The sequence below is a fragment of the Pseudonocardia kunmingensis genome (assembly GCF_006716445.1).
Lineage (GTDB): Bacteria > Actinomycetota > Actinomycetes > Mycobacteriales > Pseudonocardiaceae > Pseudonocardia > Pseudonocardia kunmingensis.
Map to the genome: position 1 here is coordinate 1,299,002 of NZ_VFPA01000002.1, position 20,598 is coordinate 1,319,599.

Below are 20,598 nucleotides of genomic sequence, written 5' to 3' on the forward strand. Positions count from 1 at the left end.
GTTGCCGCGACCACGCGGCGGTGCGGAGCGCGAGCCGCGCGGGGCCCTCACCTACTCCTCGCGCCGGGGTGATCGCCAGAAGTGGTACCAGTGCGACAGATCTGTCGCCCTGGTACCACTTCTGCTGATCATGGCCGTTCGCGCGTTCCGCGCGCCTGTGCGTGACGCGGTCGACGTCATGGGTCTTCGGTCGCGTGCGCAGGCCCATGGTGTCGATGGCGTCGTGGGATCTCCTGTGGGCGGGCCGTTCCCGGCATGGCCCAGGCCTGTTCGGGACGAGTTCGTCGCTGTCGGGCCGGTGCGCACCTGGCTGTGGTCCCGTTGCACCCTCGGACACTGTGATCATCGGCCGTCCCGGTCCTTGATCACCGGGTACCTGGGTGGTCATGATCGCCGTGTCGGCGCGATATCGGGCGCTTTCAACCCGGGAACGCGCCGACTTGCTGATCATGAGGCCGGGGGCCCGGGTCGCCCACGGCAGCCTGCTGCACGGGCGTCGCCACGGGCCTGCTCACGCACCCTCGTCTGCGGCCGGATCGGCCGCGGCACGACCCCGGTGACCGTCCGGGCCACGCATCAGGGCCGTGCGGTCCGCCGGTCGCGCAGCTGCTGGCGGCCGATGTCGACGAGCAGGAACACCACGAGGGTGACGCCGAGCGCGGGCAGGGCCACCCCGGCCAGGACCGCGACCGCCCCGACGAGCAGGACCGCCCCGGGGTCGGGGAGTAGGTCGCCGCCGGGCGGCCCGGCCCGGCCGCCGCGGGTCGGGCGGCGCAGCCACCACATCCGGTACCCCCAGACCACCATGCAGATGACGGCGAGGGCGAGCGTCGCGAGGGCGACCTGGTTGGCGGCGCCGAACAGCAGGCCCATGTGCGCGTCGACGCCCCAGCGCGCGAGCTTCGCCGCCAGCGGCCAGTCGGCGAACCGGAGGGTGTCGACGATCGTCGCGCTGGTCGGGTCGACGGCGACCGCGTCCTGCTTCTCCGGCCACGAGCGCTGGACCTGCTCGACCACCCACGCCTCGCCGTCGCCACCCGGGAGGAGGGCGACCGGGTCCGAGAGCCCGGCCGCGCGGGCGGCGGCGAGGACGCGGTCGGCGGTGTCGCCGAGGACGGCCGGATCGGCGGCGCCCGCCGGAGCGCCGGCCGCCGGACCGGGCAGGGCCGTCGCGACCGTCGGCGTGGACCAGTCGAGGCTCGCGCGCAACGCGGTGACGTTCGCGCCCGCGAACTGCGACCAGGTCAGGCCGGTGGCCGAGAGGAACAGCATGCCGATCGCCGCCCACAGCCCGACCGCGCCGTGCCAGGACCGCAGCCGGACGCGGCCGGTGGCCGTGCCCTCCGGCAGCAGGGTGCGCCGGAGCCGGGCGCGGCGGCGGCGCCGGGCGGTCCACAGCGCGACGCCGGACAGCGCGAGCACGCCGAGCCAGCTCGCGGCGACCTCGCTGTAGAGCCGCCCGACCGGGCCGAGGTGCAGGGTGCGGTGCAGCTCGTCGATCCAGGCGCGGACGGGCAGCCACTCGCCGTAGGTGTCCAGGACGGCGCGGACCTGGCCGGTGTAGGGGTCGACGAAGGCGGTGCGCGAGTAGTCCTCCGCGACGCCGGGGGCGTCGAAGCCGACCCGGGTCGTGCCGTCGGCGGAGCGGGGTGGGCGGATCTCGGTGACCGTTCCGTCCGGCACCGCCGCGGCCGCCGCCACGACCTGCTCGCCCAGCGGGACCGGCGTGTCCCCGACCGCGGGCACCGTCAGGGCGTCGCGGTGCGCGAGCTGCTCGAGCTGCGGCGTGACCGTGTAGAGGAGACCGGTCGCGGCGGCGACGAGGAGGAACGGACCGACGAAGATCCCGACGTAGAAGTGCAGGCGCAGCACCAGCGGCCGCAGCCCGGTCCACCACCAGCCACCGCGGGACCGGGCGGCGGCGCTGCCCGGGGGGTGTGCGCCTGCCGGCGGATCGGCGGCGAGGGTGTCGGTCACAGCGGGCCCTCCGGTCGGGGGTGGGAGCGCGCGGGGGAGCGGCGCATCACATGGCGAGGAGCATCGCGCCCATGCCGATGCTCATCAGCAGGTGGCAGCAGGCGTCCGCACGCGGGCCGGTGAGCCGCGCGAGGCCCGGGTCGGCGCGGGTGGCGACGACGGCGCCGCCCCCGCCCGCGGCGATCCCGATCGCGGTACCCGGTCGCACCGCGCGGCGGCCCCACAACACGGCCGCGGCAGCGAGCAGGGCCACGAAGACACCGTTCACGGCGAGCACCCACGGTGGCGTCGCGACGGCCACGGTGTGCGGGGCGAGCGCCTCGGCGGTACCGCCGCCGTGGTGGTGGGCGTGCGCCCCGCCGCCCGCCGCGGGTGCACCGGTCATGCCCATCAGCTGCGGCATCGCCGCCACCATCCACACCATCGCGGCGACCATGACGAGGTGGTAGGCGTCCCCGATCCGGGCGTGCCCGGGAGCGGGGACCGCGAGACGACCGAGGAACCACACGGTCAGCAGCCCGAACAGCGCGAGCTGGAGGACTCCGCCCGCACTGGCGGGGCCGCCGGTCCACCCGGTCGCCATGCCGACCATCGCCAGGCTCATCAGCAGGTGCGACAGCTCCGCGAGCCGGTCACCGCCCGGCGCGGTTCCGGCGGTGAGCAGTGCCATGCGCACCAACGAGTAGCCGGCGGTCAGCACGAACACGACGGTGAACGCCAGCGACAGCGCGGTCGATGCGAACACATCCCCTCCTCCTGCTCCCGGGAGGAGAGGTCGTCCGCAGGTGGAGCCTGGTTCCCGCGATGACGTCACCACCTGCGACGGACTCTTGGTATACGACTGCATGCGACGGTGTCCGGTACGACCACGCCTGATGTCCAGGCATTCCCCGGGTGTCGGCCTCCCGTACACGGACGCCCGGGCTCCTCCTGGGCGTCCTGTATCCTCCTGCATACGTGGAGCGGTCGGGGCGCTCCGGGGAGGCGAGGTGACCGTGGCCGTGCGTGGCGGTGATGCCATCGATCCGTACGCCCAGCTCAAGGAATCGATCTACCTGGGTGATCTCCAGCCCGGCGAGCACCTCGTCGAGACCTCGCTCGCCCAGACCTTCCGGGTCAGTCGCACCCCGATCCGGCAGGCCCTCACCCGGCTCGAGCAGGACGGCCTCGTGCTCCGCACGGCATCGGGGCTCGTCGTCCGGGACCGTACGCCCGGCGAGGTGCTCGACATCTACGAGGTGCGCATCCTGCTCGAGGCGCAGTGCGGTCGCACCGCGGCCGAGCGCCGTACCAACAACGACATCATCGCTCTGCACCAGGCGCACCGGCGCTACGTGAACGCCACCGATCTCGACGCCCGCGGCCGGGTCGGCGCCAACCGGAACTTCCACAGCATCGTCTGGCAGTCCACCCACCAACTCGCGCTCATCGATCTGCTCCAGCGGGTCGAGGTGCAGCTCGGTCGCTTCCCGCTCACCACGCTCTCCTACGAGGGGCGTTGGGAGGAGACGGTGGAGCAGCACGCCGAGCTCGTCGCCGCCATCGAGGCGCGCGACGGCGACCGTGCCGCCGAGGTGGCGGGCCGGCACTTCAGCGAGGCGCGCGACATCCGCCTGAAGCTCTGGGAGAACGAGGACTGAGGTCCCGCCCCCCGCCGACCGGCGCCGCCGGTCGGCGGCATCGTCATGCCCGTTCCCGCCAGTCGTCGGGTCGACGTGTCCCGCACCGCGGCATCCGACCGTGTGCAGATGTATACCGAGCTGTTAGGCTCCCTCCGCCACGCCGCCGAACGCGGGCGGATCGAAAACGACGACGTCGGCGACGTCGGCGACGACGTTTGGTGAGGTGGATGCCCGTGAGCCGGACCGTTGCGGCGGTGGTCGCCGAGTACCTGGCCGAGGCCGGGGTCTCGCACGTGTTCACCTATCCCGGCGACCCGACGGTGGAGTTCCTCGAGGCGCTGCGCCTGCAGGGCACCGAGATCGTGCTGGGGCGCCGCGAGGGGACCGCCGCGTTCATGGCCGAGGGCATGGCGCAGGCCACCGGCAACCTCGGCGTGTGCGTGTCCACGCTCGGCCCGGGCTCGACGGCGCTGGTCAACGGGGTCGCGGCCGCCCAGTGGGACCGCGTGCCGATGCTGGCGATCTCCGGTCAGATCGAGGCGGCCCGCGAGCAGTTCTTCACCCACCAGGTCGTGGACCACGGACGGCTGTTCGGCCCGATCACCAAGTGGGCGGGGAGGCTGGAGACCGCGGCCGTGGGGCCCACGCTGCGCAAGGCGATGCGCACGGCGGTCGCCGAGCGCCCGGGCGCCGTGCACCTCACCGTCGGCGGGGACGTCTTCAAGGCCCAGGCCCCGGACGAACCGGTGGCGCTGCCCCCGCTGGAAGCGCGCTCCCTGGGCGTCCAGGTGCACGGGCACGGCGGCGACACGCCCGACCCGGTGGCCCGCCTGGCCCGCAGCCGCAGGCCGGTGATCCTCGCCGGGATCGGCGCCGTGCGGGGCGAGGCGACCAAGGAGCTCGTCGCCCTCGCGGAGACCGTCGGCGCCCCGGTCGTCGTGTCGCCGATGGCGAAGGGCGTGGTGCCCGAGGACCACCCGTACTTCGCGGGCGTGCTCGACATGGCCTGCAACACGGTCATGTGGGACCTGCTCGCCGCGAGCGACCTCGTCGTGGCCGTGGGCTTCGACGCCGTCGAGCTGATCAAGCCGTGGTTGCTGGCCGTGCCGGTGCTGCACGTCGACGCCGTGCCCAACACCGACCAGGTCTACCAGGCCGAGGTCGAGCTCGTCGGTGGCGTCGCGGACGTCCTGCGGTGGATGGCCGACGAGTGGCGCGGCGAGCCGCGCACCGATCCCGGCGACGTCGCGGCGCACCGCGCCCGCCTGCGCGAGGTCTACTACTCCGGCCGCGTGGCCGACCGCCTCAACCCCACCGACGTCCTCGACGTCGTGCGCGGCGCGATGAACCACGACGCCGTCGTCGCGTGCGACGTCGGCTCGCACAAGCTGCTCGTCGGGCAGGGCTGGACCACGCCGGCGCCGCGGGGCGTGCTCATGTCCAACGGGCTGTCGTCGATGGGGTTCGGCGTTCCCGCGGCCATCGCGGCCAAGCTGGCCTTCCCGGACCGGCCCGTCGCCGGGCTCGTCGGGGACGGCGGGTTCGCGATGGCGGCGACCGAGATGCGGCTGGCGGCGAGCGTCGGCGCGAACCTCGCGGTGGTCGTGTTCGTCGACGAGAGCCTCAACCGCATCGAGCTCAAGCAGGCGGTGGCCGGCTACCCGAGCACGGCCACCCGGATCGAGGCGACCGACCTGGTGAAGCTCGCGGAGTCGATGGACTGCGACGGCGTCCGGGTCACGTCGGTCGCCGAGCTCGAGCGCGCCACCGCGGGCGTCAACGACCTCACCCGGCCACTCGTCATCGAAGCCGTCATCGACCCCGCCCAGTACGAGGCCCAGTTCTGATGCCCCTTCCCACGCAGGCACTCCTGTTCTCCGACGGCGCGTGGCGCGAGGGCGCGAGCACCCAGCCGCTGCACGACAAGTTCGACGGCGCGGAGCTGGCGCAGGTCCACGTCCCGGACCGCGCGCAGGTCGACCGGGCCGTGCGGGCGGTCGCGGCGGCACAGGCGACCGCGCGGCAGACCGGATACGAGCGGGGCGCGGTCCTGATGGCCGCCTCGGCGCTGATGCGGGAGCGGCGCGACCGGTTCGTCGACGCGGTGGTGGCCGACACCGGCTTCACCCTCACCGACGCCGGGCGCGAGGTCGACCGCGCCACCGAGACGTTGCAGCTGTGCGGTGAGGAGGCCAAGCGCGTGGCCGGGCGCATGGTGCCCGTCGAGGGCGGGCCCGGCGTCCGCGGCCGGATCGGGTTCACCCTGCGCAAGCCGCTCGGCGTGGTCTGCGCGATCACGCCGTTCAACGCGCCGGTCAACACGGTGTGCCACAAGGTCGGCCCCGCCCTCGCCGCGGGCAACGGGGTGGTCCTCAAGCCGGCGCCGGAGACACCGCTGACGGCCGTGCTGCTGGTGGAGCTGCTGCTCGACGCCGGCGTGCCGGAAGGGCTGCTCGCGCTACTGCCCGGCGGCGCCGAGGTGGGGCAGGCGCTGCTCGAGCACCCGGTACCCGCCTTCTACGCCTTCACCGGCAGCACGCGGGTCGGCGAGCACATCGCCCGCACCGTCGGCATCCGCCGCACCCAGCTGGAGCTGGGCAGCCTCGCGAGCACGATCGTCTGCGCGGACGCGGCGCTGGAGGCCGCGGCAGGGCTGTGCGTCAACGCCGCCTTCCGCAAGGCCGGTCAGGTGTGCACCTCCGTGCAGCGGCTCTACGTGCAGCGCGAGGTTATGGCGGAGTTCGGCGCGCTCGTGGCCCGCGGGGTCGCGGACCGGGTCGTGGGCGACCCGCGCCTGCCCGAGACGTTCGTCGGGCCCGTGATCTCGGCCGAGGCGGCGGACCGCATCGAGTCCTGGGTGACCGAGGCCGTCGAGGGCGGCGCCGAGCTCGTCCACGGGGGCGCGCGCGAGGGCTCGGTGATCACGCCGACGATCCTGGGCGACGTCTCGCGCGACATGACGGTGATGACGAACGAGGTCTTCGGCCCGGTGGTCGTCCTGCGCCCGTTCGACACCCTGGCCGACGCGGTCGCCGAGGCGAACGACACGCCCTTCGGCCTCGCCGCGGGCGTCTTCACCGCCGACCTCGACAGCGCCCTCACGGCCGCCCAGCAGCTGCGGGTGGGCACGGTGCACATCAACGAGACCTCGAGCAGCCGGGTGGACCTCATGCCGTTCGGCGGGGTCAAGGCCAGCGGCACCGGCGTGGAGGGTCCGCGCTACGCCATCGAGGAGATGACCGAGGAGACGCTGGTGACCGTGGGCCCGGCCCGGCCCTGACGCAGGAGGAGCGGAGCGGGTCAGTCGCCGCGCGGCTCCAGGTGCCGCGGCGGCGGACCGGCGTAGGCGGCGAGCTGGTCGCGCGGCACCGGGCCCTTGTTGCGGGCCCCGGAGCCGGATTCCTCCCACGCGTGGGCCAGCGCGCCCACGGCGCGGGACAGGACGAACAGTCCGCGTCCGAGGGCGGGAGCGAACCCGAGCTCGGCGTAGATGATCGCCGTGGCGCCGTCGATGTTCATCGGCACCGCCCGCTCCCGGCCCTCGGACAGCTGCCGCTCGATCTCGAGCGCGACCTCCAGGTGCCGCCCCGCGACGACGCCGTCGGCGACGGCCCGGGTCACCGCGCCCACGAGCGGGTCCCGTCGGGGGTCGCGGGGGTGGAACCGGTGCCCGAAGCCGGGGACGTAGCGCAACCGGCGGCGCACGTCCGCGACGGCGGACGGGAGGTCGTCGGCATCCGCCAGCCCGGCGAGGATCTCCATGAGCTGCTCGCCCGCGCCGCCGTGCACGTCGCCGAGCACGTTGATCGCGGACGCCATCGCGTTGTTGACGCCGACGCCGCACGTCATCGCCATGCGGGCGATCGCGATCGAGGGCGCCTGCGGTCCGTGGTCGGCCCCCGCGACGAGCGCGCGCTCCAGCAACCGCGCCTGGGCGGGGGAAGGCAGCTCGCCGCGCAGCAGCAGCCAGATCGTCGACGCGAACGACGCCCCGTCGATGACCTCTTCGACCGGGTAGCCGCGGTACCGGATGCTCCCCGGCTCGATGTCGCTGACGGCGGTCGTCCACCACGTCGAGCGCTCCACTACACCGCACCCCCTGCCGTGACGAGGGCATCGATCTCCGCACGCGTCCAGCCGAGCTCGGCGAGGATCTCGCGCGTGTGCTCCCCGAGACGCGGGGGAGAGGTGGTGGGTCGCACCGGCGCGCCGTCCACCTGCACCGGACCGCCGAGCACCCGAACGCTGGTCCGCCCCGCGACCGGCAGCGGCAGCTCGGCCACCAGTCCCCGCGCCGCCAGCTGCGGGGACTCCAGCGCCTGCGCGAGGGTCGCCACCGGCGCGGCGGGCACCCCGGCCGCGGTCAGCAGCGGATCCCACTCCGCCGCCGACCGGCCCGACAGGGTCTGCTCCAGCTCGGCCTTGAGCGCGACGCGGTGCTGCTTGCGCTGCTCCCGGGTGGCGAACCGCGCGTCGGCCAGGAGATCGGGCCGTTCCAGGACGGCGCACAGCGCTTCGTACTGCTCCTGCTTGTTCGCGGCGATGTTGAGGTGCCCGTCGGCGGTGGTGAACGTGCCCGACGGCGCCGCGGTGCGGTTCTCGTTGCCCATCGCGACCGGCTCCTGGCCGGCGACGAGCCGGTCGGAGACCACCCAGCCCATCGCCGTCAGACCGGCCTCGAGCATCGACACGTCGAGGTGGGCACCCTCACCGGTCCGGTGCCGGCGCACGAGCGCGGCCGCGATGCTCATGGCGGCCGCGAGGCCACCGAGCGTGTCGCACACGGGCGCGCCGACGCGCAGCGGGGCCGTCTCCGGCGTGCCCGTGACGGACATGAGCCCCGAGAGTCCCTGGACGATCTGGTCGTAGGCGGGCCTGCCGCGCATCGGACCGGTCTGCCCGAACCCGGAGATCGCGCAGTAGACGAGCGACGGGTTGATCTCCCGCAGCTGCTCCCAGCCCAACCCCAGGCGCTGCATGACGCCCGGCCGGAAGTTCTCCACGACGACCGCGCTGCCCGCGACGAGGCTGCAGAAGGCCGCCTTGCCCCGTTCGTCCTTGAGGTCGAGCGCGATCGAGCGCTTCGCGGCGTTCTGGGCGAGGAACGAGGCCCCCATGTCCGCGTCGCTGAGCTCGGGGGAGGCGCCGAGCCTGCGGGCCAGGTCCCCGCCGTGCGGCGTCTCGACCTTGATGACGTCGGCTCCCATGAGGGCCAGCTGGTAGGCGGCGTACGGCCCGGCGAGGACGTTGGTCAGGTCCAGCACGCGCAGGCCCTCGAGGAGCCCGGCGCGCGGGGTCGAGGTCGGGTTCGGTGTCACAGCAGCCCTTCGACGTTTCCCATGCCCGCCTCGGAGACGGCGTGTGCGGCCTCGTGCAGGCCGGCGAGGCCCGCCTCGAGACGTCGACCGGTGAACCGCGAGCTCGGCCCGGACATCGACAGGGCGGCGATCACCCGCCCGCCGCGCCGCGAGTGCACGGCGACGGCCGCGGCCGCGGCGCCGATCTCCCGGTCGCCGTCGCTGATCGCGTAGCCGTCCCGCCCGGCGCCTGCCACGCGCTCCCGCAGCCGTGCGGCATCCAGTTCCGGATCGGCCGCGACGAGCCGGTCGACGACGTCCGGGACCGCGGCGAGGAGCACGTACGACGCGGCCCCGGCCGTCAGCGGCATCGGCCTGCCCACCTCGACGACGTTGCGCACCGTCGCGGTGCCCTCCTCCTGGGCGATCGAGACCCGCGTGAGGTCCTGGCGGACGTAGACGTTGACCGTCTCGCCGTGGCGGTGGACGAGCTCGCGCATCACCTCGGTGGTGTGCTCGTCGACCCGCCACAGCGCGGCTGACAGCCGGACCCAGCCGAGCAGGGTCGCGCCGACCGTGTAGTGACCGTCCTGGGCGCTCGCGACGACGCCGCGCTCGACGAGGTCGGCGAGCAGCCGCACGACGGTGGTCTTCGGCAGGCCGGTGCGCTCGGCGATCTCCTTCAGCCGCAGGCGGGGTCTGCGGTGGTCGAAGAGCTCGAGCAGGTCGAAGGCGCGCGCGACCGACCTCACCCGGGGTTCCACGGCGGCAGTGAACCACACAATGGTTCGACGAGACCACCAAGCGGTCCGATATCCGGGAACCCCACATTGCGGACGCCTGTGGTTGACCGCGCCTGGACACCGTGCAAGCATCTGGCATCCTGTTGTACACAGCTGGCTACACGTGTCCGCAACGACCTCGACGTGGCACGTCACCAGCGCACGGACCGCTCAGCGATGAGCAGGAGGTGGCGCATGGAACGCGTGCGTACCGGCCCGACGGCCGGCGAGGCGCCCGCGCCGCCCCCGGCCGGCGCGCCGGCGATCGGGTCGCGCGTCGCGGAGCTCGTCGCGGCCGCCGTCGTCCTGGTGCTCGGGCTCGGCGCGTTCGCCGGCTCGCTCGCACTGGGCTACTGGAATCGGGGGCCCGGTCCGGGGTTCTTCCCGCTGTGGCTCGGGGTGCTCCTCGCACTGCTCGCCGTGATCTGGGCGGTGCAGGCCGCGCGCGGCAGGAACATCCACGCCGCCGAGCCCGTGCCGCCCGGTGGTCGCCTCGCGGTCACGCTCGTCCTCGCTGCGCTGCTCGCCGCGATCCTGCTGCTCGACGTGGTCGGCTACCAGCTCGCCATCACCGCGCTCGTGCTGTTCCTGCTGCTCGTGGTCGGGCGCAGGCGCTGGCTCGAGTCGGTCGTGGTGGCGCTCGTGGGCGGGTTCGGCATCTACGCGGTGTTCGCCAACGTCCTGCAGGTCTACCTGCCGACCGCGTCGGTGCCGCTCCTGGCGCAGTGGGGGCTGTGAGAAGTGGACATCTCCCAGCTCCTCGCCGGGTTCGCCGCAGTACTGACGGTCGAGAACCTGCTCCTGGTCCTGGCCGGCTGCTTGCTCGGCACCCTCATCGGCGTGCTCCCGGGCGTCGGCCCGGTGGCCGGAACCGCGATCCTCATCCCGCTCACGATGGAGCTCGAGCCGACCGGCGCCATCATCATGCTGGCGGCGATCTTCTACGGGTCCCAGTACGGCGGCACGATCACGTCGGTTCTGATCAACACGCCCGGCGAGGCGTCCTCGGCGATCACCGTGCTCGACGGCTACGAGATGACGAAGAAGGGCCGCGCGGGGATCGCACTCGGAATCGCGGCCATCGGTTCGTTCATCGGTGGCACCCTCGCCACGGTCGGTCTGGTCATCGCGGCGGCGCCGCTCGCGTCGCTGGGGCTGCGGATCGGGCCCCCCGAGTTCTTCGCCCTGATGATCCTGGGCATGTCCCTGCTCGTGGGGCTCGCCGGGAAGTCGATGACCAAGGCCCTGATCTCCGCGGCCGTCGGCCTGCTCCTCGCGATGGTCGGTATCGACCCCGTCGAGGGCGCGCCGCGGTTCACCTTCGGCATCGCGCACTTCTTCGACGGCGTCGAGTTCGTCGCCGTGCTCGTCGGCCTGTTCGGTCTCGGCGAGATCCTCGCGACGCTCCTCGAGAAGCGCCGGGCGAACGCCCAGGTCACGGTCGGCAGGCTGCTGCCGGGCCGCCAGGACCTGCGCGACAGCGCAGGCGCCATCGGCCGGGGGAGCCTCATCGGCTTCCTGCTGGGCCTGGTTCCCGGCGTCACCGGCTCCGCCAGCTCGCTGCTGGCCTACGGAGCGGAGCGCAAGCTCGGCCGCAACTCCGAGATGCTCGGGAAGGGTGCCATCCAGGGCGTCGCCAGCCCGGAGTCGGCCAACAACGCCCACGCGAACGCAGCCCTCATCCCGCTGTTCACCCTCGGGATCCCGGGTTCACCCACGATCGCCGTGCTGATGGGCGCGTTCCTCATGAACGGGCTGACGCCGGGACCGACGCTGTTCCAGACCGACGCGCACGTGGCGTGGGCGGTCATCGCCAGCCTGTTCATCGGCAACATCGTCTGCCTCGTCCTCAACCTCCCACTGATCCGCATCTGGACGATGATCCTCAAGATCCCGCAGCAGCTGCTGATCGCGATCATCATCGTCTTCCTGGTCGTGGGGTCCTACAGCATCAACAACAGCACGATCGACGTCCTCGTGATGTTCGTGTTCGGGATCCTCGGTCTCGCCTTCCGGCGCCTCGACGTCCCGCTCGCACCGCTGGTGCTGACCCTGATCCTCGGCCCGTTCATGGAGAGCTCGCTGCGGCAGTCGCTCGACATCTCCCGGGGCGACATGACGGTCTTCCTCACCCGCCCGATCTCCCTCGTCCTGCTCCTCGTCGCCACCGCGATCATCGTCGTCCCGGTCGTGCAGACCGTGCGCCGGCGCGGGAGCGATCGGCCCGCCACCCTCGCCGGCCGCCTGCGCGAGGACGCCGAAGTCTGACCCCCGGGTCACCGACGACCCCTCACAAGGAGAACCACGTGCAGAAGCCCCAACGCCTCGCCGCCGCCGTCGCGGGCGTCCTCGCGCTCGCCCTCACGGGGTGCGCCCAGCAGGGGGGCGGCGGTGCCACCCCCGACGACTGGCCGTCAGGCGAGACCATCACGTTGCTCGTGGGCTACGCCGCGGGCGGCACGACCGACGCGATGGCCCGCTCGCTCGCCGGATCCCTGGAGGAGGAGCTCGACGTCCAGGTCCAGGTGGAGAACAAGGACGGCGCCGGCGGCCAGATCGCCTACACCGAGCTCGCGAACTCCGAGCCGGACGGGCTGACCATCGGAACCCTGAACTACCCGACGATCCTCACGACGATCCTGGACGAGGAGAAGGGCGCCACCTACACGCTCGAGGACTTCCAGCCGCTGGCCAACCACGTCAACGACCCGCGCATCACGATCGTCCAGCCGGACAGCCCGTTCCAGAGCGCCCAGGACCTCGTGGACCACGCCACGGCCAACCCCGGGGAGCTGCGGGGAGCCACGTCCGGGCTCAGCGGCGGCGGCCACTTCTCGATGATCAAGCTCGAGCAGGCGACCGGCGCCGACTTCACCCCCGTGCACTTCAACACGGGTCAGGCCGACGCCAAGGCGGCGTTCCTCGGAAAGCACGTCGACGTCTACTTCGCCTCGATCGGCGACGGTCTCGAGGTCGTGAAGTCCGGCGGCGGCCGGGCCGTGGGCGTCATGGACGACGAGCGCAGCCCGCTCCTGCCCGACGTCCCGACCTTCCAGGAGCAGGGCATCGACGTCCAGGAGGCGGGGATGCGCGGTTACGCCCTGCCCGCCGGCGTGCCCGAGGAGCGCGTCCAGAAGCTCGCCGCGGCGTTCGAGAAGCTCATCACGAGCGAGCAGCACCAGAAGGAGCTCGCCGACCTCGCCCTGCAGTCCGACTTCATGGGGCCCCAGGAGTACACCGACTGGCTCAAGGCGCAGGAACCCGTCGTCACCGAGGTCAACCAGATCTCCAAGACCGACGAGTGAGCGAGCCGACCCGCGTCGTCGTCCTGGACGACTACCTCGACGCCGTCACCCGTTGCGCCGACTGGTCGGTGCTGCCGGCCGACGTGGTCACGGTGACGCGGCACATCGGATCCGAGGACGAGCTCGTCGCCGTGCTCTGCGAGGCCGACGTCGTCGTCGCCACGCGCGAACGCACCCGACTCGGTCGGTCGGTCCTCGAGCGGCTGCCCCGGCTGCGGCTGCTCGTCACCACCGCCATGCGCAACGCCGCCATCGACCTCGACGCCGCCACCGAGCGCGGCGTCCTGGTCTGCGGCACGCGGGGCAACAAGCGCTCCACCGTCGAGCTGACCTGGGGTCTCGTCCTCGCGCTCCTGCGCGACATCCCGGGCCAGCAGCAGGCCCTGCGCGAGGGGCGCTGGCACACCCACCTGGGCGTCGGGCTCGAGGGCAAGACGCTCGGCCTGCTCGGCCTGGGCACCACGGGCAGCCAGATGGCGGCGATCGCGCGGGCGTTCGACATGGACGTCCTCGCCTGGAGCGCGAACCTCACCGCGGAACGCGCCGCCGCCTGCGGTGCCCGGCGGGTGGAGAGGGACGAGCTCCTCGCCCGCGCCGACGTGGTGTCCGTCCACCTCGTCCTGTCGGAGCGGACCCGCGGCCTGGTGGGCGCCCGCGAGCTCGCGCTCATGAGACCCACCAGCTACCTGGTCAACACCTCCAGGGCGGCGATCGTCGACCAGACCGCGCTCGTCACGGCGCTCGAGAACGGCGCCATCGCCGGGGCCGCCGCCGACGTCTTCGAGGTCGAGCCCGCCCCCGCGGGCACACCCCTGCTGGCGGCCCCCCGCACGGTGCTCACCCCGCACATCGGCTACGTGACCGCCGAGGAGTACCGCCTGTTCTACGGCGACGTCGTCGACGACATCGCCGCCTGGCTGGCCGGGGCCCCGGTGCGGACGCTCAACGCCCCCGCACCCCTGCACGAGAGGAAGCCGTGACCGTCACCCTCGCCGAGGAGCAGATCGACCTCCGCCGCAGCGTGGAGGCCTTCGCCCGCGACGCGCTCGCCCCGGACGCCCTCGCGCGCGCCCATTCGCCGGAGTACCCGTGGGACGTCGCGAAGCGGCTCGCCGAGATGGGCCTCCTCGGGATCACGGTGCCCCAGGAGAAGGGCGGCCAGGGAGGAACGCTGCTCGACGCCGTCATCGCCATCCAGGCGGTGGCGTCGGCGTGCCCGCGCAGCGCCGACGTCGTCCAGGCGGGCAACTTCGGTCCGCTGCGCACCCTCGCCGAGTACGCGAGCGCCGAGCAGCGCGAGCGGTTCCTCCGCCCGCTGCTCGCCGGCGAGCAGGTGATCTCCCTCGGCATGACGGAGCCGGAGGCCGGCTCCGCGCTCACCGACCTGCGCACCTCGGCCACCCCGAAGGGCGACGGCTTCGTCGTCGACGGCACCAAGGTCTTCTCCACCCACTCGGCCGAGGCCTCGGTGTTCCTCGTCTACGTCCGGTTCGGGCCGGGCGTCGGCGGGATCGGCTCGGTGCTGGTCGAGCAGGGCGCGGACGGGTTCAGCCGGGGGCGGCCGTCGACCTTCATGAACGGCGAGCAGTGGTGCCAGCTCTACTTCGAGAACTGCTACGTGCCGGCCGAGAACGTCCTGCTCGGGCCCGGCGGGTTCAAGAAGCAGATCGCCGGCTTCAACGCCGAGCGCATCGGCAACGCCGCCCGCTCGCTCGCCGTGGGCCGCTACGCGTTCGAGACGGCGCGGCGGCACGCGCTGGATCGGGAGCAGTTCGGCAGGCCGCTGTGCGAGTTCCAGGGTCTGCAGTGGCGGTTCGCCGAGACGGCCGTCGAGCTCGACGCGGCCCAGCTGCTGCTGGAGCGGGCCGCGACCGAACTCGAGAACGGGCTCCCGAGGGGTTATGACACCGCCGTCGCGAAGTACGCCGCCAACAAGGCAGGCTTCGCGGCCGCCGACATGGCCGTGCAGGTGATGGGCGGCACCGGCTTCAGCCAGGAGTCGCTCGTGGAGTACTGCTTCCGCCGCACCCGTGGCTGGATGATCGCCGGCGGCTCCTCGGAGATCCTGAAGAACCGCATCGCCGAGTCGGTCTTCGACCGCCGGTTCTCCCAGCGCGGCGGTAGCAGGTGACGGCGGTGGCCCGCGGTGGCGACCGGGCGGCGCTGCGCCGTGCCCTGCTGGCCCCCCGCAGCGTCGCGCTGGTCGGCGTCTCCGACGACGTCCGCAAGACCGGGGCCCGGCCCCTGCAGTACCTGCGTCGCGCCGGGTGGGCCGGCACCGTCTACCCGGTCAACCCGAACCGCCCACTGGTCCAGGGGGAGCGGGCCTGGCCCTCGGTCGAGGCGCTGCCCGAGGTGCCCGACCACGCCTACGTCCTCGCGGGTCCCGACGCCGCGGTGGAGGTCACCCGCGAGTGCGCCCGGCTCGGGGTCGAGGTCGTGACGATCATGGCCGACGGGTTCGTCGGTCCGGACCCGGCGAGCGTGGCCCGCGCTCGTGCGCTGCAGGACATCGTCGCCGCGCACCCCGTCCGGGTGGTGGGGCCGTCCAGCCTCGGCGTGGTCAACGTCCACGAGCGGCTGACCCTCACCGCGAACGCCGCGTTCGGCGAGCCGGACCTGCCGGAGGGCGGCGTCTTCGTCGCCTCCCATTCGGGCAGCGTCATCGGAGCGCTGGTCTCGCGGGGCAAGGAGATGGGCGTCGGCTTCGCCGGGCTGGTCTCGACGGGTGGGGAGGTGGACCTGTCACTCGGCGAGATCTGCCTGTCGACCCTCGACGACCCCGGCGTCGAGGGGTACGCACTGTTCCTGGAGTCGCTCGCCGGCGCCGCGAGCCTGCGCGAGTTCGCCGCCGCCGCGGCGGAGCGCGGCAAGCCGGTGCTGGCCTACAAGCTGGGCCGCTCCGACGCGGGCGCGGAGCTCTCGGTCTCGCACACCGGCGCCCTCGCCGGGGACGACGCGGTGGCGAGCGCCTTCCTCGCCGACATCGGGATCGGGCGGGTGGACAGCTTCGAAGCGCTGCTGGAGGGGCAGCAGCTCGTGCGTTCGGTGCCGCTGCGTCCGCGGGCGGCGCGCGCCCCGCGCGTCGGGGTCGTCACCACGACCGGCGGGGGCGGGGCGATGGCCGTCGACCGGCTCGCCGTCGCCGGCGCCGTGCCCCAGCGCCCGAGCGAGGAGACGCGGCGGGCGCTGGCCGAGCGCGGCATCCCCACCGACCACGGCACGCTCGTCGACCTCACCCTCGCCGGCACGCGCTACGAGGTGATGTCGGCCGCCCTCGAGGTGATGGTCGGCGCCCCCGAGTTCGACGTGGTCGTGGCCGTGCCGGGCTCATCGGCCCGGTTCCACCCCGACCTCGCGGTGCGTCCCATCGCGGATCGGGCCCACACCGGCGCGCCCCTCGCGGCCTTCGTCGTGCCGGAGGCCCCGGAGGCGTTGCGGCTGCTGCGCTCCGCGGGCGTCTCCGCGTTCCGCACACCGGAGTCGTGCGCCGACGCGATCGTCGCGACCTTCTCCCGCCGCGCCCCCCGCCCGACCGGGTCGCGAGCACCGGCGGCGGTTCCCGGCCTCCCCGGCGCTGCCGGGGTGCTCGACGAGGTCGCCTCCTACGCCGTGCTCGACGCCGTCGGCGTGCCGCACGCACCCGTCACGCTCCTCGCACCGGGCGACGACGTCCCGGATGTCGCCGGGCCCAGCGTGGTCAAGGCGGTGTCGGCGCAGCTGCCGCACAAGTCCGACGCGGGCGCAGTGGTCCTCGACGTGCGGGACGCGGACGGCGTCCGCCGCGCGGTCGCGGACATCGGCGCCGCTCTCGCGGCCACCGCCCCGGACGTCGCGCCCGAGACGTTCATGGTCGCGCCGATGGTGCGCGGTCTGGCCGAGGTGCTCGTCGGCTACCGGCGCGACCCCGACGCCGGCCCGATCATCGTCCTCGCGGCCGGGGGCGTGCTCGCCGAGCTCTACCGCGACCGGTCCGTGCGCACCGCCCCGGTCGACCTCGCCACCGCCGAGGAGATGGTGCAGGAGGTGGTGGCCCTGCGGGCGCTGGCCGGGTACCGGGGTGGCCCCCGTGGCGACCTGCCGGCCCTCGCCCGTGCCGTCGTCGGGCTGTCGCAGCTGGCCGCGTCACCGCGGATCGTCGAGGCGGAGGCCAACCCGGTGATGGTGCTGGCCGATGGCCGGGGCGTGGTGGCGGTGGACGCACTCGTGCGGATCGAGGAGGAACGGTGAGCGACCGGGAGCGCGTCATCGACGTGCACGGGCACTACACGACCTACCCGCCCCAGGTGGCCGAGTGGCGCTCGCGCCAGGTGCGGGCCTTCGAGAACGGGGAGCCGCTGCCCGACCCCGAGGACCTGGTCGTCACCGACGACGAGCTCGTCGAGTCCGTGACGACCCACCAGCTGGCCGGGATGGACGCGCGCGGCATCGACGTCACGCTGTTCTCCCCGCGCGCGAGCCGGATGGCGCACCACGTCGGGGACATGGAGGTCAGCACCGCGTGGGCACGGGTGTGCAACACGCTCGTCGCCCGGATCTGCGCGCTGTTCCCGGACCGGTTCCAGCCGGTGGCGATGCTGCCCCAGACCCCCGGTGCGTCGCCCGCGAGCGTGCTGCCCGAGCTCGAGCGCTCCGTGCGCGAGCACGGCATCGTCGGGGTGAACCTCAACCCGGACCCGTCCGGCGGCGCGTGGAGCGGTCCGCCGCTGGGCGACCGGGCCTGGTACCCGCTCTACGAAGCCCTCGTCGCGCAGGACCTCCCGGCGATGATCCACGTGAGCGCCAGTGCCAACCCGGCCCTGCAGACCACGGGTGACTGGTACCTCGGCGCGGACACCACCGCCTTCGTGCAGCTGATGTGCTCGGACGTCCTCACCGACTTCCCCGGACTCAGGTTGGTCATCCCGCACGGCGGGGGCGCGGCGGCGTTCCACTGGGGCCGCTTCCGCGGCATGGCGCAGGACCAGGGCCTGCCGCCGCTGGAGGAGCACCTGCTGGGCGGGCTCCTGCTCGACACCTGCGTCTACCACCAGGCCGGCATCGACCTGCTGTTCGGCGTGGTGCCCACCGAGAACATCCTGTTCGGCTCGGAGGCGGTGGGCGCGGTGCGCGGGGTCGACCCCCGGACCGGTCACCACTTCGACGACACCCGCCGCTACGTCGACGCGGCGGGCCTCGGGCCCGCGGAGCGCGCGCTCGTCTACGAGGGGAACGCGCGGCGCACCTACCCGCGGCTCGACCGGGCGCTCGGCGGCGGCCGCACCGCGACCGCGCGCTGACCGCGGACGTGTCGAAGGTCGGGAGGGCGACGCTGCCTCCCTACTTCCTGGTCACCGCGGTGACCACGATGATGCTGGTGACGGGGATGAACATCCTCGTCCCCGTCCTGCCCGGCTACGCCAGCTCCTTCGGGGTCGGCGCCACCGAGGTGGGCCTCGTCGTCTCCGCCTTCGCCCTCGGCCGGCTGCTGTTCGAGGTGGCCGGCGCCCGGTGGGCCGAACGCGTCGGGCCTCGGGCGGTGTGCGCGCTCGGCGCGCTGGTGATCGCGGCCGCCTCGGTGGTCGGCGGCCTCGTGGAGAGCTTCCCGGTGCTGCTCGCGGCCCGGCTGGTCCAGGGCATCGGCTCGGCGCTGTACATGAGCGCCGCGACGCTGCTCGTCGTCTCGTTCGTGCCGCAGGGATCGGCGGGGCGGTGGATGTCGCTCTACCACGGGATCTTCCTGCTCGGCCTGGCCGTCGGACCGCTCGTGGGCGGCGGTGTCGCGGAGCTGTGGGGCCTGCGGGCGCCCTTCTTCGCCTACGGCGCGATGGCGGTCGTCGGCGCCGTGCTGGCCGTCGTCCGCCTGCCCGGCCCGACCGCGCTGCAGCACGCCGAGGGCGGCCGCGCGGCCCCGGACGGCGCGCGGCGTTCCGGCGTCCTCGCTCTGCTCGGGCACCGCGCCTTCGCGATATCGCTGCTCGTCATCCTGGTGATGTTCATCGTCCGCACCGGGCTCCGGAACACCGCGGTGCCGCTCTACGCGGGCGAGGTGCTCGGGATGACGGCCGGCGGGATCGGCCTGCTCGTCACGGCGGCGGCGGTGGGGCAGATCGCGGTGCTGTGGCACGCGGGCTCGGTGCTCGACGCCCGCGGTGCCCGCTGGGTCCTCGTCGTCAGCCTCGCCGGGGCCGCGGCGAGCGTGCTGCTGTTCACCGTGGCGACGACGCCGCCGCTGCTCGCCGTCTGCATGGTGCTCATGGGCCTGGTCACCGCCTACTCCACGGCCGCGCCGACCGTCGTGGTGGTGGACGTGGTCGACCCGCGGGCGCGCGGGACCGCCATCGGCATCCAGCGCATGGTCACCGACGCGGGCCAGCTGATCGGCCCGGTTCTCGTCGGCCTGGTGCTGGACCACGCGACGTTCCTCGTCGCATTCGTCACCATCGGTGTGCTGGTGGCGCTCACCGCGGCGTGCACGCTCGCCATGCCCGACACCCGGCGCGCGGATCCGAGGTGAGGTGTGTCAGCCCTCCGGCAGCACGTACGGGGCGCCGGTGCGGGCGCAGATCTCCCGCAGGCGGGTGCGCAGGCTCGCCGGGAGCGGGATCCCGTGCGCCGCCCGTTCGGCGCGGGCGCGGCTCTCCGGCTCGCCCGCCACCAGCACCTCGGCGCCGTCGGCCGTCCGGGTGGCGTGCTGGGCGTCGATGATCTGGTCGACGGAGTCGAGGACGTCCCCGGCGTCGCGGAACGCGCCCGGGTCGATCGCCAGGCAGAAGTGCCCGATGTTGTCCGGGCTGCCCTGCTCGCGGGTCGCCGACGCGGTGCCGCCGGACAGCGCCGAGCTGAGGATCTCGACCATGAGCGACAGCCCGTATCCCTTGTGCCCGCCTCCGGTCGTGCCGGGTCCCCCGAGCGGGGTGAGGCCGCCGCCCAGGCCCTCCCACGCGGCGCGCAGGGCGGTGCCGGCGTCGGTCACCGGCTCGCCGGCCGGGTCGACGAACCAGCCCTGCGGGAGCGGCCGGTCGGCGAGGTCGTAGACCTTGATCTTGTTGATCGCCACCGTCGAGGTGGCCATGTCGAGGAGGAACGGTTCGTGGCGGCGGGCCGGCGCGGCGAAGGCCAGCGGGTTCGTGGACAGCCGCGGCTCCGCACCGCCGGTGGGCACGACGGCGGTGGTCCGCGCCGAGGTGGTCACGAGCCCCAGCAGACCCGCCGCGGCGGCCTTCGCCGCGTAGAACCCGGCGGCGCCGAAGTGGTGCGAGTTGACCACCGAGACCGCGCCGAGCCCGGCCCGGGTGGCCTTGTCGATCGCGATGCGCATCGCCTCCGCGGCGGCGGGGTGCCCGAAGCCGTGCTGCGCGTCGACGAGCGCGGTCACCGGGCTCTCGCGCAGCACGGTCGGGCGGGCGCGGGGGTTCAGGTGCCCGGAGTGGAACAGCCGCTCGTAGCTGACGAACATCGAGATCCCGTGGGAGTCGATCCCCGAGAGATCGGTGTGGGTCATCGCCTCGGCGGTCACCGCGGCCGCGTCCTCGTCGAGTCCCCAGGACCGCAGGATCTCGCTGATCTGGCGGTGGACGTCGACGGCGGCGACCCGGCGGGTGCCGGCGGGAGGCGGTGCGGACATGACGGCTCC

17 protein-coding genes are annotated in these 20,598 nt (G+C 73.7%); 11 read left to right on the forward strand and 6 right to left on the reverse strand.

Translation table 11 applies throughout. The features are described from left to right. Window positions 1–576: 576 nt before the first annotated feature. Both FB558_RS21890 and FB558_RS21895 read right to left on the reverse strand, forming a co-directional pair. A complete protein-coding gene (locus FB558_RS21890; protein WP_142056280.1) occupies window positions 577–1,977 on the reverse strand; it encodes a PepSY-associated TM helix domain-containing protein in 1,401 nt (466 codons plus the stop codon). Window positions 1,978–2,023: 46 nt separating this feature from the next. Beyond that, the gene (locus FB558_RS21895; RefSeq protein WP_170231454.1) at window positions 2,024–2,722 is read right to left on the reverse strand and encodes a DUF5134 domain-containing protein; all 699 of its coding nucleotides are present in this window, start codon (window positions 2,720–2,722) and stop codon (window positions 2,024–2,026) included. A 244-nt stretch (window positions 2,723–2,966) separates the two neighbouring features. On the opposite strand from FB558_RS21895, the gene FB558_RS21900 reads away from it, so the two are divergent. The 3 genes from FB558_RS21900 (at window position 2,967) to FB558_RS21910 (ending at window position 6,879) form a co-directional block, all read left to right on the forward strand. Continuing rightward, entirely contained in the window at window positions 2,967–3,617 is a 651-nt protein-coding gene (locus tag FB558_RS21900) for a GntR family transcriptional regulator (protein WP_170231455.1), read from the forward strand. Window positions 3,618–3,832: 215 nt separating this feature from the next. Further along, a complete protein-coding gene (locus tag FB558_RS21905; RefSeq protein ID WP_170231456.1) occupies window positions 3,833–5,446 on the forward strand; it encodes a thiamine pyrophosphate-binding protein in 1,614 nt (537 codons plus the stop codon). Then, window positions 5,446–6,879 carry an aldehyde dehydrogenase family protein gene (locus tag FB558_RS21910; protein ID WP_142056284.1) on the forward strand — a complete coding sequence of 478 codons (1,434 nt, stop codon included), beginning with the start codon at window positions 5,446–5,448 and terminating at the stop codon, window positions 6,877–6,879. Before FB558_RS21905 ends, FB558_RS21910 begins: the two co-directional genes overlap by 1 nt. Window positions 6,880–6,899: 20 nt before the next feature. Here the strand turns inward: FB558_RS21910 and FB558_RS21915 are convergent, their stop codons facing one another. The 3 genes from FB558_RS21915 to FB558_RS21925 are packed head-to-tail and all read right to left on the reverse strand — an operon-like array spanning window position 6,900 to window position 9,648. After that, the gene (locus FB558_RS21915; protein WP_142056285.1) at window positions 6,900–7,685 is read right to left on the reverse strand and encodes a citryl-CoA lyase; all 786 of its coding nucleotides are present in this window, start codon (window positions 7,683–7,685) and stop codon (window positions 6,900–6,902) included. Then, the gene (locus tag FB558_RS21920; protein ID WP_142056286.1) at window positions 7,685–8,917 is read right to left on the reverse strand and encodes a CaiB/BaiF CoA transferase family protein; all 1,233 of its coding nucleotides are present in this window, start codon (window positions 8,915–8,917) and stop codon (window positions 7,685–7,687) included. The genes FB558_RS21915 and FB558_RS21920 overlap by 1 nt, the downstream gene beginning before the upstream one ends. Further along, window positions 8,914–9,648: an IclR family transcriptional regulator gene (locus FB558_RS21925; RefSeq protein WP_211366725.1), complete on the reverse strand. Its 735-nt coding sequence runs from the start codon at window positions 9,646–9,648 to the stop codon at window positions 8,914–8,916. The genes FB558_RS21920 and FB558_RS21925 overlap by 4 nt, the downstream gene beginning before the upstream one ends. Window positions 9,649–9,873: 225 nt before the next feature. On the opposite strand from FB558_RS21925, the gene FB558_RS21930 reads away from it, so the two are divergent. The 8 genes from FB558_RS21930 to FB558_RS21965 are packed head-to-tail and all read left to right on the forward strand — an operon-like array spanning window position 9,874 to window position 19,479. Continuing rightward, window positions 9,874–10,416 (forward strand): tripartite tricarboxylate transporter TctB family protein, encoded by a 543-nt coding sequence (locus FB558_RS21930; protein WP_170231457.1) that lies wholly within the window; start codon window positions 9,874–9,876, stop codon window positions 10,414–10,416. Window positions 10,417–10,419: 3 nt separating this feature from the next. Further along, window positions 10,420–11,946: a tripartite tricarboxylate transporter permease gene (locus FB558_RS21935; RefSeq protein ID WP_142056289.1), complete on the forward strand. Its 1,527-nt coding sequence runs from the start codon at window positions 10,420–10,422 to the stop codon at window positions 11,944–11,946. 38 nt (window positions 11,947–11,984) lie between these two features. Continuing rightward, window positions 11,985–12,983 carry a tripartite tricarboxylate transporter substrate binding protein gene (locus FB558_RS21940; protein WP_142056290.1) on the forward strand — a complete coding sequence of 333 codons (999 nt, stop codon included), beginning with the start codon at window positions 11,985–11,987 and terminating at the stop codon, window positions 12,981–12,983. Then, window positions 12,980–13,963: a D-2-hydroxyacid dehydrogenase family protein gene (locus tag FB558_RS21945; RefSeq protein ID WP_142056291.1), complete on the forward strand. Its 984-nt coding sequence runs from the start codon at window positions 12,980–12,982 to the stop codon at window positions 13,961–13,963. The genes FB558_RS21940 and FB558_RS21945 overlap by 4 nt, the downstream gene beginning before the upstream one ends. Then, window positions 13,960–15,114 carry an acyl-CoA dehydrogenase family protein gene (locus FB558_RS21950; protein ID WP_211366726.1) on the forward strand — a complete coding sequence of 385 codons (1,155 nt, stop codon included), beginning with the start codon at window positions 13,960–13,962 and terminating at the stop codon, window positions 15,112–15,114. Before FB558_RS21945 ends, FB558_RS21950 begins: the two co-directional genes overlap by 4 nt. A 5-nt stretch (window positions 15,115–15,119) precedes the next feature. Beyond that, the gene (locus FB558_RS21955; RefSeq protein ID WP_142056292.1) at window positions 15,120–17,213 is read left to right on the forward strand and encodes an acetate--CoA ligase family protein; all 2,094 of its coding nucleotides are present in this window, start codon (window positions 15,120–15,122) and stop codon (window positions 17,211–17,213) included. Then, on the forward strand, window positions 17,210–18,262 hold the full coding sequence (locus FB558_RS21960) for an amidohydrolase family protein (RefSeq protein ID WP_142056293.1): 1,053 nt from the start codon (window positions 17,210–17,212) through the stop codon (window positions 18,260–18,262). Before FB558_RS21955 ends, FB558_RS21960 begins: the two co-directional genes overlap by 4 nt. Before the next feature lie 8 nt (window positions 18,263–18,270). Continuing rightward, a complete protein-coding gene (locus FB558_RS21965; RefSeq protein ID WP_142056294.1) occupies window positions 18,271–19,479 on the forward strand; it encodes an MFS transporter in 1,209 nt (402 codons plus the stop codon). 6 nt (window positions 19,480–19,485) lie between these two features. Here the strand turns inward: FB558_RS21965 and FB558_RS21970 are convergent, their stop codons facing one another. Beyond that, window positions 19,486–20,589, reverse strand: a complete 1,104-nt coding sequence (locus FB558_RS21970; protein ID WP_142056295.1) for an Ldh family oxidoreductase — start codon at window positions 20,587–20,589, stop codon at window positions 19,486–19,488. Window positions 20,590–20,598 lie beyond the last annotated feature (9 nt).

Coding starts and splice junctions, on each gene's coding strand:
- FB558_RS21910 (WP_142056284.1), top strand. CDS start 5,446: ATGCCCCTTCCCACGCAGGCACTCCTGTTCTCCGACGGCGCGTGGCGC.
- FB558_RS21970 (WP_142056295.1), bottom strand. CDS start 20,589: ATGTCCGCACCGCCTCCCGCCGGCACCCGCCGGGTCGCCGCCGTCGAC.
- FB558_RS21930 (WP_170231457.1), top strand. CDS start 9,874: ATGGAACGCGTGCGTACCGGCCCGACGGCCGGCGAGGCGCCCGCGCCG.